This window comes from Aeromicrobium yanjiei, assembly GCF_009649075.1.
GTDB classification, from domain to species: Bacteria; Actinomycetota; Actinomycetes; order Propionibacteriales; family Nocardioidaceae; genus Aeromicrobium; species Aeromicrobium yanjiei.
Genome location: NZ_CP045737.1, coordinates 1,460,026 through 1,473,571, shown reverse-complemented (window position 1 = coordinate 1,473,571; position 13,546 = coordinate 1,460,026). Strand labels below are relative to the sequence as shown.

Sequence of the window (13,546 nt, the reverse complement as noted above, 5' to 3'; positions counted from 1 at the left end):
GCGTGCGCACCCGTCACCTTCTCCCTGTCCTGCTCGCGACCCTCCTGGCCCTGACCGGCTGCACCGGAGGATCGGACTCCTCCGAGCCGAAGGGCGGCGACACCGACAAGCTCCAGGCCCGTCTCGACACGGCCAAGAAGACTCTCGACACCGCCGAGACCATCAACATCGCGCTCGCGACCAAGCGACTCCCCGACGGCATCACGGGGCTCCTGTCGGCCACCGGCAAGGGCAACCACTCCCCCGCGTTCACGGGCAAGGTCAACGTCGTCACGGGCGGCTCGAGCCTGGGTGCGGACGTCGTCGCGGTGGACGGCAAGGTCTGGGCCAAGACCGGGTTCCTGCCCGACTTCACCGTGATCGACCCGCAGGACCTCAAGGCTCCCGATCCCGCGGCGCTGGTGTCGGCCGACAAGGGCATCTCGCAGATCCTCGTCAAGACCACGAAGCTCCGCGACGCCGGGCAGTCCCGCGACGGCAAGGACGTGCTCACCACGATCAAGGGCACGCTGCCCGGCGACGTCGTGGCCACGATCATCCCGTCCGCGACGGCCGACCAGGAGTTCCAGGTCACCTACCGCCTCGATGACGACGACGAGCTGCGCGACGCCACGCTGAGCGGCGCGTTCTACCCCGGGGGCGGCACGGTCACCTACACCGTCTCCCTCAGCACGTCGGACACGCCGGTCAGCATCACCAAGCCCTGACCGCGGCATGACGCAGCCTCCGGCCATCAGGCCTGCCTCCAAGGTCCTGCTGGCGCTGGCAGCCGTCGCGATCGCATTCGCGGCCGCCGACACGTACGTCGTCGTGCTGGCCCTGCCCGACATGATGAGCACGGTCGGGCTCAACCTGGACGACCTGCAGCGCGCGGCGCCGATCGTCTCGGGCTTCCTGCTCGGCTACGTCGGTGTGCTGCCGCTCATCGGGCGCATCTCGGACCTACGGGGCCGGGTGCCCGTCCTGCTGGGCTCGTTGGTCGTCTTCGCGGTCGGCTCCGTCGTGACCGCGGCCGCGTACGACCTCGAGACCGTGGTCGCGGGGCGACTCATCCAGGGCATCGGCGGCGGAGGACTCATCCCGCCGACGCTCGCGCTCGTGGCCGATCTCTGGCCGCCCCACCGCCGCGGGATGCCCCTCGGCGTGGTCGGCGCGGTCCAGGAGCTCGGCAGCGTCCTCGGACCGCTGTACGGCGCCGCAGTCCTGGCGTTCGGCGACTGGCGCACGATCTTCTGGCTCAACTGCGCGATCGGCCTGGTCCTCGCGGCGGCGATGGTCCCGTTGCGGGACGCCGTGCACGACGCGACGGCGGGCAAGCGCCTCGACATCCTGGGGGCCGTGCTGGGCGTGCTCGCGCTGACGGGCGTCGCGCTGGTGATGCTCGCGCCCACGCGGCTGGTGCAGGACGTCGAGATCGGCCGCGCGTACCTTCCCGTGACCGGCGACTCTCGCTGGCTGACCCCGCTCGCCCTCGCGACGTTCGCCGTGATCGCGCTGTTCCTGCTGCGACTCGCGACCGCCCGCCACCCGCTCGTCGCGTGGCGCGGCTGGCCGGCGCTCGCCCGCGAGACCGACATCTGGGGCGCGCTGCTGCTGACGACCGGTCTCGGCGCCGTGATCGTGACGTTCGCCTCCGCCGAGCCCGAGAGCGGCGCGGTGTCCCCCGATGCCCCGTGGCTGCTGCCGATCGCGGTCGCCGCGTTCATCGGCTTCGCGATCCGCCAGCGCCGCGCACCGCAGCCGCTGATCCCGCGGGGAGCGCTCAGCTCACGGCCCTCATGGGGTGCGCTGGTCGTGTCGTTCTTCGTCGGCGCCTCCCTCATCGCCGCGCTGGTCGACATCCCGTTCTTCGCCCGGCTCACGGTCCACCGCGACTCCCAGCTCGACGCGGCGCTCGTGCTCGTACGCTTCCTGGTCGCCCTGCCGGTCGGCGCCCTGATCGGCGGCTGGCTGCTGCGCCGGGTGCCGGCGCACGTGCTGACCGCCGTCGCGATGCTGATGAGCGCAGTCGCGTTCTGGCACATGACCACGTGGGGCCGCACCTCGCTGGACCACCCGGTCGAGACCTGGTCGCTCGTGCTGGGCGGTCTCGGCTTCGGCCTGGCGATCGCACCGGTCAACGCCGCCCTGCTCGCGCACACCGCCGACGCGGTCCACGGTGTCGCGTCCGCCCTGCTGATCGTCGCGCGCATGGTCGGGATGCTGCTGGGCATCTCGGCCCTCACCACGATCGGCCTGCGCGCGTTCTACTCCGCGACCGAGAAGATCCCCCCGGCCGCGCAGCTGTGCAACGGTGAGGCGCGGCTCTGCCAGGCGTACAAGGACGCCCAGATCGACGCCGGCATCACCCAGCTGCACGCGGTGTTCGTGGGCGCAGCCGGCTGCGCAGCGCTCGCGGCCGTGCTCGCGCTGGTGCTGCTCCGCCCCGCGGCGACGTCACCCGCCGAGCCTGCAGCCTGATGACGCCCCCGGCTCGTTACCCTTGTGCCATGCGCGACTTCGACGACCTCCTCGAGGCCAACACTTCCTACGCCAACAGCTTCGACCTCTCCGGCTTCGACGGCATCGCCCGTGCCGGGGTCGCGATGGTCACCTGCATGGACTCGCGCATCGACCCGCTGCGGATGATCGGCCTCAAGCCCGGCGACGCCAAGATCCTGCGCAACCCGGGCGGGCGCGTGACCGACCAGGCCCTGGTCGCCCTCGTGCTGGGCGTCAACCTGCTGCAGGTCGAGCGGATCCTCATCGTGGAGCACACGCGCTGCGCGATGGCCTCGTCGACCGAGGACGAGCTCAAGGCCCGCATCGCCGACAGCGCAGGCACCGACGCGTCCTGGATGACGCTCGGCGCGATCGTCGACCAGCGCAACACCGTCAAGGCCGATGTCATGCGGGTCCGCTCGCACCCGCTGATCCGTGAGGACGTGGCGGTCGGTGGATTCGTGTACGACGTCGACACAGGTCTGCTCGAGCGTGTCGACTGATGCCGGTGCCGTCCGCACCCGCTGACGCACCCGCCACCCAGCGCACTCCTCGCCCGGTCCGGCCCGAGATCCAGGCGCTGCGCGCCGGCGCCGCGCTGCTCGTCGTCCTGTACCACCTGTGGCCCGGGCGCCTGCCCGGCGGCTTCATGGGCGTCGACGTCTTCTTCGTCATCTCCGGCTTCCTCATCACCGCCCACCTCGCGCGCGAGGCGGAGACGACCGGGCGCATCCGGCTCGGCCGGTTCTGGGCCCGCCGGGCCCGCCGCCTGCTGCCTGCTGCGTACCTCGTGCTCGCGACCTCGGCCCTCGCGGTCTACCTGTGGATGCCGCTGCTCAACTGGGGGCAGAACTTCCGCGAGATCCTCGCCTCGGCCCTGTACTTCCAGAACTGGCGCCTCGCCTTCGACGCGGTCGACTACCTCGCGGCGGAGAACGCGCCCAGCGTGGCCCAGCACTACTGGACGCTGTCGGTCGAGGAGCAGTTCTACGTCGCGTGGCCGCTCATCGTGCTGGCCTCGATCCTGCTCGCCGCGCGCATCGGCGCACGCCGCCTCACCACCGTCACCGTGGTCGTCGCAGCCGTCACGGTCGCCAGCTTCGCCTACTCGTGGTGGCTGACGTACGACAACGTGTCCTTCGCGTACTTCTCCACGTTCACCCGGGCCTGGGAGTTCGGCGCCGGCGCCCTGCTGGCCCTCCTGACGCTCCGCGCGGCACCCGGTCGCCGCCGGACGCACCCCGTCACGCCGCACGTCGCGGCCCTCGTGTCGTGGGCCGGCATCGCGGTGCTGGTCTACTGCGGCCTCGAGCTGACCGGCTCGACCCCGTTCCCCGGCACGGCGGCCCTGCTGCCCGTGCTCGCGACGGTCGCCGTCATCGCGGCCGGCATGCCGGACTCGCGCCTCTCCCCTCGGTGGATCATCGAGCGCCGCTTCGTGCAGTGGACCGGCGACATCTCCTACCCGCTCTACCTGTGGCACTGGCCGCCGATCGTCCTGCTCCCGGTGATCCTCGGCCACGAGCTCGGCTTCTGGCCGCGCGTCGGGATCCTGGTGGCGACGTTCGCGGCCGCCGCTCTCACCAAGCGCTACGTCGAGGACCCGGTGCGCACGGGTCGCAAGCTCGGCATCCAGCGCAGCACGGTGACCTTCGCGTTCACGTCGGTCGCCGCCGCCTGCCTCGCCGCCGCCTGCCTCGGCGGCGTGCAGCACGCCAACGCCGAGGCCGATCGCGCCGAGCAGCTCAAGGAGAACATCACCAAGGACACCCCGCGCTGCTTCGGTGCGGCGTCGATGGACCCCGACCAGCCCTGCGACAACCCCGAGCTGGACGGGCTCCTGGTGCCCGACACGACCGCGATCCGGCGCGACAACCCCAACTACCCGGGCTGCCAGACCTCGGACAACGAGGTGCGCACGACCTGCACCTTCGGTGACCCCAAGGACCCCACGCTGCCCCACGTGGTCGTGATCGGTGACTCGCACGCCCGGGCGCTCCTGCCCGCGTTCGTGCCCATGGCGAAGGAGGGCAAGCTCTTCCTCGAGGTCCAGGTCAAGGCCGGCTGCAACTGGTCGAGCAATCCGCACCCCAACCCCGACCGCACGATCGCCGAGGGCTGCTACGAGTGGCGCGACAACGTCAACGCGTACCTCTTGAAGAACGCCGACGACATCGACCTGATCGTCACCGGGGCGCTCGCCCACCCGCGGCCCGCGACCGGGCCGAAGGAGCAGGTCGCCGGCTTCGCCACGACCTGGCGCCCCCTGGCCGAGCGCGGCGTCCCGATCGTCGCCTTCCGCGACAACACCGCGCAGCCCGTCGACACCAACGACTGCCTGGCCCTGGAGGGGACGATCACGCCCGACAGCTGCGCGCTCCCCCGCGACAAGGCGTTCCCCAACTTCGACCCGTTGGTGGGGGCCGCCAAGGAGGTCAAGGGCGCCCGGCTGTACGACTTCACCCGCTTCTACTGCGACGACGAGAAGTGCCCGGCCGTGATCGGTGGCGTCAACGTCTACCGCGACCGCACCCACGTCAGCAAGACGTACATGGCGACCATGAAGCCGTACATCGAGCAGCGGCTCGACGAGGACGGCCTGCTGGCCGCCCGCCGGGACGGCTGACGGGCTGCGTCAGGCGTCGATCTTGTCGGCGTCGATCTCGTAGGCGCCCTGGACGATGAACTCCTTGCGCGGCGGGACCTCGTTGCCCATCAGCAGCTCGAACACCTCGGCCGCCTCCTCGCCGTCGTCGACCGTGAGCCGGCGCAGGGTGCGGTGCCGCGGGTCCATCGTGGTCTCCGCGAGCTGGGAGGCGTCCATCTCGCCGAGGCCCTTGTAGCGCTGCACCGGGTCCTTCCACTTGATGCCCTTGCGCTTCAGCTCGGCCATCGTGCGCTGCAGCTCGGGGTCGGAGTAGGTGTAGACGTACTTCTCCTGCCCCTTCTTGGGGTTCGTCAGCTCGATGCGGTGCAGCGGCGGCACCGCGGTGTAGACGCGTCCCGCGTCGACGAGCTCGCGCATGTAGCGGAAGAACAGCGTCGCCAGGAGGCAGCGGATGTGCGCACCGTCGGAGTCGGCGTCGGCCATGAAGATGATGCGACCGTAGCGGGCGGCGTCGACGTCGAACGTACGACCCGAGCCGGCCCCCACGACCTGGATGATCGAGGAGCACTCGGCGTTCTTGAGCATGTCGCCGATGCTGGCCTTCTGGACGTTGAGGATCTTGCCGCGGATGGGCAGCAGGGCCTGGAACTCCGAGTCCCGGGCCGACTTGGCCGTGCCGAGCGCGGAGTCGCCCTCGACGATGAACAGCTCGGAGCGCTCGACGTCGTTGCTGCGGCAGTCGGCGAGCTTGGCCGGCAGCGCACTGGACTCCAGCGCGTTCTTGCGGCGCTGGGTGTCGCGCTGCTGACGGGCCGCCAGACGCGTGCGGGACGCGTCGACGACCTTCTGCATCACGAGGCGGGCCTTGGCCTTCTCCGCCGCCTTGGAGGACGTCAGGAACGCCTTGAGCTCGCGGCTCACGACCTGGTTGACGATCTTGGTGACGGCGGGGGTGCCGAGCACCTCCTTGGTCTGCCCCTCGAACTGCGGTTCGGCCAGGCGGACCGTCACGACGGCCGTCATGCCCTCGAGCGCATCGTCCTTGATGACGTCGGGATCGCCGGACTTCAGCAGCCGCGTGGTCTTGAGCACGTCGTTGAAGGTCTTGGTGAGCGCGCGCTCGAAGCCGTTGACGTGCGTGCCGCCCTTGGGCGTCGCGATGATGTTGACGAACGACTTGAGCTCGGTGTCGTAGCCCGTCCCCCAGCGCAGCGCGACGTCGACGCCAAGATTGCGCTCGATGTCCTGCGGCGTCATGTGGCCCTTGTCGTCCAGCAGCGGGACGGTCTCGGTGAAGACGTCCTCGCCCTGCAGCCGCAGCACGTCCGAGACCGGCTCGTCGGGCGCCAGGAACTCGCAGAACTCGCTGATGCCGCCGTCGTGGCGGAACTTCTCCTCCGAGGGCACCTCGCCGCGCTCGTCGCGGATGACCAGCTCGAGACCCGGGACCAGGAAGGAGGTCTGACGGGCGCGGGCGACCAGCTCGTCGTACGCGAACTTGGCCCCCTTGATGAAGATCTGCGGATCGGCCCAGTAGCGCACGCGCGTGCCGGTGCGGGCCTTGGCGACCTTGCCGATCTTGCGCAGCTCGTTGGTGGGGGTGAAGTCCACATCGGGTCCGTCGCCCGCGAAGACGCCGGGCACACCGCGCCGGAACGACATCGCCCAGGTCGCACCGCCCTTGTCGACCTCGACGTCCAGGCGCGACGACAGCGCGTTGACCACGGAGGCACCGACGCCGTGCAGGCCGCCGGTGGCGACGTACGAGCCGCCGCCGAACTTCCCGCCCGCGTGCAGCTTGGTGTAGACGACCTCGACGCCGGTCAGGCCGGTCTTCTTCTCGATGTCGACCGGGACGCCACGGCCCTGGTCCTGCACCTCGACCGAGCCGTCCGCGTGCAGGGCGACCAGGATGTGGGAGCCGTGGCCGCCGAGGGCCTCGTCGACCGAGTTGTCGATGATCTCCCACAAGCAGTGCATGAGGCCGCGCGTGTCGGTCGATCCGACATACATGCCGGGGCGCTTGCGCACCGCCTCCAGACCCTCGAGGACCAGGAGATTTCGGGCGTCGTACGTGTTGTCGATGATCAGTGCCTCTCGCGATGACGTGTGCTGCAAGGATATCCAGCAGTCCCAGTGCCGACGCTCCTGACACGCGCTGCCGCCGCGCGCCTGCCGGGGTTGTTTGTCCCCGTCAGGGAGGATCTATGTCATAGGTCACCAAAGACCACGAGGAATACGCCTCCGTGGTTGGATGTTGATCCAGTCAGATCCGCACAGGCTCAGAGAGAAGGTCACCGTGACAACACTGACAGCCCCCAAGCTGAGCTCCCTCGACCGCTGCGACCGCTGCGGTGCACAGGCGTACGTTCGCGTCACCCTCGGTGGTGGCGGCGAGCTGCTCTTCTGTGCACACCACGCTCGTCAGCACGAAGAGAAGCTGCGTGAGATGTCTGCCGAGATCCACGACGAGAGCGAGCGTCTCGCCTCGTCCTCGACGACGGTCGTGGACGAGGACTGAGCACCCGCTCCCCCAGACATGACGAAGGGCCGGCCAGGAAACTGGCCGGCCCTTCGTCATGCGATCAGTACGGGTAGCTGTGGATCTCGTTGGACTTCAGGATCGACTTCCAGTGCTGGAGGTAGTCCTCGTAGACCGCCGGATCGGTGGTCTCGGTCGTGATCTCGTCGCTGACCACGAGGTTGGACCCCGTGAGCGCCGCCGAGCCGGCCTGGACCAGCTTGGTGCGGATGCCGTCGCTCGGCCAGCTGCTGGGCTTGGTCCCGTCGATCGCGACCTCCTCGGGGTTGAGGCGGTTCTTCTTCAGCTTGGCCTCGACGAGGATGGTCTTGTCGTGGGGCTTGGCCCATGCGGCCTCGATGCGGCGGCTCGAGGTCTTGAAGACGTCCAGGATCGGGCGGCAGATGCGGATGTGCAGCTGGCAGTGCGCGACCCGGTTGACCTTGAGGTCGTCCTCGAAGTAGACGCCGGAGACCTTGCAGCCCTGGTCGGCCAGCTGGACCAGCTTCTGCGCGACCGCGATGCGGCGGTACTTGAACCGGTTCTCCTGCAGACGGATGCGGCACTGGTCGTCCGGCACGACCCGGTTGAGCAGGTTGAGGACCGGGTCCTTGCCGTTCGTCGGCGTCGCGAGGATCGGCGTCGCATAGATCGTCACGTTGGCCAGGTTGGAGTAGAACATCCCGTTGACCGGGTCGGCCTTGGTGTAGCCGAACTTCTTGCGCTCGGACTCGCTGATGCCGTAGCGCGACGCGTGCTTGTCGATGTAGCGCAGGTAGTTGTTGCCCACGTTGCGCTCGGCGTACATGTCGTCCCACATCTGGCGGGTGCCGTACCAGAGCTTCTTGTCGTTGTAGATCGTCAGGCCGTTGTTGTACGTGCGCTCACCGCTGGGGCCACCGAGGTTGGCCGAGCCCGACCAGATCGCTGCCTTGGCGGGCTTGTTGTCACGGGTGAACGTGTTGCTGACCAGGAGGATCTTGGAGTGCATGATCGCGCCGTTGAGGCCCGACAGGCACGCGAGGCTCTTGCCCTTCTGGCAGATCTTGAAGTTCGAGTCGCGCAACGAGCCCTTCTTGAGCGCACGCTGCAGCGCGCGGGACTCCTTGGACTGCGAGGCCTTGCCGTGGATCACCCGGACCTTGACGCCGGCCTTGGCCGCGCGGATCAGCTCACGACCGACGCGGTGCGAGTTCTCCATGCGCGAGATCGACATGAACACCGAGTTGCTGCGACGGACGGACGCCGGGCGCAGCTTGCCGGTGCGCGGATCCTTGTAGGAGCCGCGGATCAGCCGCTCCAGGTCGTTCAGCAGCGAGAAGTCGCTGTTGGCCGAGCTGGAGATCGCCTTGAACGGACGCGAGAAGTTGGTCTCGAGCGTCACCGGGTAGTTGCTGCCGTACGGGGACGCAGCCGCCGCCCTGACCTTCGGGGGCGGTGTCGTCGTCGCGTCGGGAGCAGCCGGCTCCTCCGTCGCCGTGGGAGCCGGAGTCGTGGGAGCGGCCGTGGGGGTCGCTGCCGCTGCTGGCTCCTCCGTGACGTTCTCGGCGTTGGAGGCCACCGAGCCGAAGCCCAGCAGGAGGCTCACGGCCAGGACGCCCACCCCGATTACGCGCACTACGTGCTGTGGTCCGCCGGTTTTTTGCACAGGTCTGCTCTCCGAGACGCTCGTCGATGTCGTGGCAGTCTAACCCAGATGACCCGCCGGTCCGCCCTCCTCGGCGAATCAGGGCGCGGCGGGCGACAGCATGTAACCATCTGCCCGGGCGAACCGGGCGCCGGATGGTCCGTGCGCGGCCCGGAACGAGAACGGTCCGCCTCCCGTGCGGGAGGCGGACCGGTTCACGTGCGTACGCTCAGTCCAGGTAGTCGCGCAGGACCTGCGAGCGCGACGGGTGACGCAGCTTGCTCATGGTTTTGGACTCGATCTGGCGGATGCGCTCACGCGTCACGCCGTAGACCTTGCCGATCTCGTCGAGCGTCTTGGGCTGGCCGTCGGTGAGGCCGAAGCGCATCGAGACGACACCGGACTCGCGCTCGGAGAGCGTGTCCAGGACCGCGTGCAGCTGCTCCTGCAGGAGCGTGAACGACACCGCGTCGGCCGGGACGATGGCCTCGGAGTCCTCGATGAGGTCACCGAACTCCGAGTCGCCGTCCTCGCCGAGCGGCGTGTGGAGGCTGATCGGCTCGCGGCCGTACTTCTGGACCTCGACGACCTTCTCGGGCGTCATGTCCAGCTCGATCGCAAGCTCTTCGGGCGTGGGCTCACGGCCCAGGTCCTGCAGCATCTGGCGCTGGACACGGGCGAGCTTGTTGATGACCTCGACCATGTGGACCGGGATGCGGATCGTGCGGGCCTGGTCGGCCATCGCGCGGGTGATCGCCTGGCGGATCCACCACGTCGCGTACGTCGAGAACTTGAAGCCCTTGGTGTAGTCGAACTTCTCGACCGCGCGGATCAGACCGAGGTTGCCCTCCTGGATCAGGTCCAGGAAGAGCATGCCGCGACCCGTGTACCGCTTGGCCAGCGAGACGACGAGACGCAGGTTGGCCTCGAGCAGGTGGTTCTTGGCGCGGCGACCGTCGACGACGATCCACTCGAGCTCTTCACGGCTCTTCTCCGAGAGGCGGCCGCCCTTGGCGAGCTTCTCCTCGCTGAACAGCCCGGCCTCGATGCGCTTGGCCAGCTCGACCTCCTGGCCGGCGGTCAGCAGCGAGACCTTGCCGATCTGCTTGAGGTAGTCCTTGACCGGGTCGGCCGTCGCGCCGGCGACCATGACCTGCTGGACGGGCTCGTCGGACTCATCGGCCGCCGACAGCGTGTAGGAGGACTTCTCGTCCTCCTTCAGCGTCGGATCGGTCGCCAGGTCCTTCTCGAACTCCTCGTCGGGGATGTCGGGGAGGATCTTCTTGCCCTGGGCATCCACCAGCACGGTGCCATCGACGACGGGCGTCTCCAGAGCCTCGGCGAGGTCGACGGCCGCGGGGACCGTGCCCTCCTCGGCAGCTGCGGCGGCCTTGGCGGCCGCCTTCTTGGCCGGCGCCTTCTTGGCTGCGGTCTTCTTGGCGGGGCTCGATGAAGTCTTGGTCACGGTCGTTTCTGTTTTCGCAGGGGATGTGGTCTTCTTGGCCGCGGTCTTCTTGGCCGGAGCCGCGCTCACGTCGGGCGCCTTGCTGGAATCGTCTTCTGAGGCTCCTGAGAGGAGCTTCTTGACGACGCCGAGGGGAGATCCTGAAGCGGGATTCACCGGCACGTCAACCTCACAAACGGTAGATGGGCGCAACAAAGAGGGCTGTGGTCAACCTCTGCAGCAAGTGTGACACGGGCCGCCAACCGATTCCATCTCAGGGTCCTCTCAGCCACGGGTCGGCCACAGGTGGACCGGGTCCCCCGCGTGCATGTGCTCCTCGTACGCCAGCGTGGTCGCCCGCATCGCCTCGGCCCGGTCGCCCGACGTGCGGGTCCGGTGGGCGAACTCCTCGATCAGCCAGGTCGCACCGTTGCGCCCGGTGATGCAGCGCTGCTCGATGATCCCGAGCAGACGGTCCCGTACGGCGGTGTCGACCCCCATCTGCTCGAGGCCGGTGTCGGCGAGCGGCAGCAGCTGCCGCAGCGCGAGCTCGCGGACCGCGACCGTCCCGACGCCCGGCCAGTAGACGTCGGCCTCGATGCCCGCACGGGCCGCCTGGTGGAAGTTGTCCTCGGCAGCGCGGAACGACAGCTGGGACCACACCGGGCGCTCACTCGTGCCGAGGACCGTCACCAGCCCGTAGAACAGCGCGGCGTTCGCCATGGTGTCGACGACGGTCGGCCCCGCGGGCAGCAGCCGGTTCTCGATGCGCAGGTGCGGGCGCCCGTCGGCGATGTCGTAGATCGGCCTGTTCCACCGGTAGACGGTGCCGTTGTGCAGCCGCAGCTCGGCGAGCTGGGGGATGCGACCCGCCTCGAGCTCCTCGAGCGGGTCCTCCTCGTCGACGATCGGGAGCAGGGAGGGGAAGTAGCGCACGTTCTCCTCGAACAGGTCGAACACCGAGGTGATCCAGCGCTCGCCGAAGAACACCCGGGGACGTACGCCTTGCGTCTTCAGCTCCTCGCTGCGGGTGTCGGTCGCCTGCTCGAACAGCGCGATGCGGGTCTCGTGCCACAGCTGCTGGCCGAGCAGGAAGGGCGAGTTGGCACCGATCGCGACCTGGACCCCGGCGATCGCCTGCGCGGCGTTCCACATCGGGGCGAAGTCGTCCGGCTCGACCTGCAGGTGCAGCTGCGTGCTGGTGCACGCGGCCTCGGGGATGATCGTGTCGGCCGTGGTGTCCAGACGGTCGACCCCGTCGATCACGATCTCGATGTCCTCCCCGCGCGCGGAGAGGATCTGGTCGGACAGCAGGTGGTAGCGCGGATTGGCCGAGATGGCCTCACGGCTCAGGTGACCGTCCTGCAGGGTCGGCAGGATGCCGATCATCAGCAGGTTGGTGTCGACGGACGTGGCCTTGGCCTGGGCGGCGTTGAGGTCGTCGCGCAGCGCCGACTCCAGCACGTCGAGGCCCTTGCCGTCGATGCGGGTGGGCGCGACGTTGATCTCGATGTTGAACAGCCCGAGCTCGGTCTGGAAGTCCGGATCGGCTATCGCGGCGAGCGCGTCGTCATTGCGCAGGGACGGGTCGCCGAGCGCGTCGATGAGGTTGAACTCGATCTCGATCCCGACGTGCGGGTGCTCGAAGGAGAAGTCGCGCTCCCCCAGCATCCGGGCGAACACGTCGAGGCACCGGCGCACCTTGGTGCGGTAGAGCGTCCGGTCCTCGCGGCTGAACTCGCGTGCTTCGACGTCCTGTCCCATGGCGACAGCGTAGAGCGGTCTGCGCACCTCGGCGCGTCATCGATCACGGTGTCGGCCAGCCCACCCACGATGCCGGCGAGACGCCCCGCTCGAGGATCTCGAGGATCAGGCCGGCCATCGAGTAGCAGGGATCTGCCTCGATGGCCCGGTCGACCGCGATCAGCGCCTGCGCACCGTCGCCGGTGAGCCACGCCGCGAACGCCGCGAGGCTCAGGACCGCCGGCTCCAGCGGCGGGACGGCCCGGGTCGAGACCAGCGTCAGCGCCGCGAGCATCTCGGGGGCGTTGTCGCGGGTCATCAGCCCCCAGACCTCGTCGCGTACCGAGATCGTGGACACCCAGGCCGCGATCCGCAGCAGGTCACCGTCGGACACCTGGTCCCCCGCGCGGACACGATCGAGGATCGGCTCGACCACCGCCATGCCGGTTGCGGCCAGCTCGCCCGGCACGGTGCGGGCGACCTGGGGCACGATCTCCTCGAGGATCGACGCCGTGGCGTGCTCGAGCCAGCGGCGCCGTACCCCCGTCACCGGCCGGAACCGGTCGACCAGCACCTGGCGGCTCGGGAGGATCTGCTGGCCCGCGGCGACCGCCTGCACGATCGAGAGGTGGTGCTCCGACGTCACGTAGGCGAGGCCCTCGGGCGGGAACCCGGGCTCGTCGGTCCAGTAGCGCTCGCCGTCGGCCCGGGCACGCACGATCAGCTCGATGCCCGAGAAGTCGTCGAGCGCGGCGTGGATCGCGTCGAGCAGCTCGAGCGCCAGCTCCTGCTGCTCCGTCAGCACGATGACGATCGCTCCCTCGGCACCGTGATCGGTCAGGTGACCCACCACCTTGCGAGCGACGGCCTCCTCCTTACCAGGCCTCGGCAGGTCCATCCGCAGACGAAAGCCGAGCCTGCGCCGCGGCCCCGAGGTCGCGACCGCGACGATGGACTCCTCGACCCTGAACCCGAAGAACGTGGGCACGGCATTGATGAGGTCAGGGACGTCGTGGGCGGTGAACACGGGCGGGGTGTGGGTCATGCCGTCCACGCTGCCGAGCCGGTGCCGCGGCCGACAGGCTCAGCTCATGGCCTGTGGACGACGGCGGCCGTCCGGCC

The 13,546-nt window shown here is 69.2% G+C and carries 10 protein-coding genes; 5 read left to right on the top strand and 5 right to left on the bottom strand.

The annotated features are described in order from the left end of the window. The first annotated feature begins 2 nt into the window (after nucleotides 1-2). The 4 genes from GEV26_RS07330 to GEV26_RS07315 are packed head-to-tail and all read left to right on the top strand — an operon-like array spanning nucleotide 3 to nucleotide 5,107. Entirely contained in the window at nucleotides 3-707 is a 705-nt protein-coding gene (locus GEV26_RS07330) for an LppX_LprAFG lipoprotein (RefSeq protein WP_194839993.1), read from the top strand. 7 nt (nucleotides 708-714) lie between these two features. Then, nucleotides 715-2,460, top strand: coding sequence for an MFS transporter (locus GEV26_RS07325; RefSeq protein WP_153652459.1), 1,746 nt, complete (start codon nucleotides 715-717; stop codon nucleotides 2,458-2,460). A gap of 29 nt (nucleotides 2,461-2,489) precedes the next feature. Continuing rightward, nucleotides 2,490-2,984: a beta-class carbonic anhydrase gene (locus GEV26_RS07320; protein WP_153652458.1), complete on the top strand. Its 495-nt coding sequence runs from the start codon at nucleotides 2,490-2,492 to the stop codon at nucleotides 2,982-2,984. 5 nt (nucleotides 2,985-2,989) lie between these two features. Continuing rightward, a complete protein-coding gene (locus GEV26_RS07315; protein WP_194839992.1) occupies nucleotides 2,990-5,107 on the top strand; it encodes an acyltransferase family protein in 2,118 nt (705 codons plus the stop codon). A 9-nt stretch (nucleotides 5,108-5,116) separates the two neighbouring features. Here the strand turns inward: GEV26_RS07315 and GEV26_RS07310 are convergent, their stop codons facing one another. Then, entirely contained in the window at nucleotides 5,117-7,207 is a 2,091-nt protein-coding gene (locus GEV26_RS07310; protein ID WP_243839001.1) for a DNA gyrase/topoisomerase IV subunit B, read from the bottom strand. 136 nt (nucleotides 7,208-7,343) lie between these two features. Here GEV26_RS07310 and GEV26_RS07305 point away from each other — a divergent pair, with 136 nt between their 5' ends. After that, complete coding sequence (locus GEV26_RS07305) at nucleotides 7,344-7,610, top strand: DUF7455 domain-containing protein (RefSeq protein WP_153652455.1); 267 nt, start codon at nucleotides 7,344-7,346, stop codon at nucleotides 7,608-7,610. Between the two features lie 64 nt (nucleotides 7,611-7,674). On the opposite strand, the gene GEV26_RS07300 is transcribed toward GEV26_RS07305, so the two are convergent. The 4 genes from GEV26_RS07300 to GEV26_RS07285 all read right to left on the bottom strand — a co-directional run bounded on the left by GEV26_RS07300 (nucleotide 7,675) and on the right by GEV26_RS07285 (nucleotide 13,469). Further along, complete coding sequence (locus GEV26_RS07300; protein WP_153652454.1) at nucleotides 7,675-9,198, bottom strand: phospholipase D-like domain-containing protein; 1,524 nt, start codon at nucleotides 9,196-9,198, stop codon at nucleotides 7,675-7,677. 268 nt (nucleotides 9,199-9,466) lie between these two features. Beyond that, nucleotides 9,467-10,864 (bottom strand): RNA polymerase sigma factor, encoded by a 1,398-nt coding sequence (locus GEV26_RS07295; RefSeq protein ID WP_412838315.1) that lies wholly within the window; start codon nucleotides 10,862-10,864, stop codon nucleotides 9,467-9,469. Nucleotides 10,865-10,966: 102 nt separating this feature from the next. After that, nucleotides 10,967-12,445 carry a glutamate-cysteine ligase family protein gene (locus GEV26_RS07290; RefSeq protein WP_153652452.1) on the bottom strand — a complete coding sequence of 493 codons (1,479 nt, stop codon included), beginning with the start codon at nucleotides 12,443-12,445 and terminating at the stop codon, nucleotides 10,967-10,969. Between the two features lie 43 nt (nucleotides 12,446-12,488). After that, complete coding sequence (locus tag GEV26_RS07285; RefSeq protein ID WP_153652451.1) at nucleotides 12,489-13,469, bottom strand: DUF4192 domain-containing protein; 981 nt, start codon at nucleotides 13,467-13,469, stop codon at nucleotides 12,489-12,491. Between the last annotated feature and the right edge of the window lie 77 nt (nucleotides 13,470-13,546).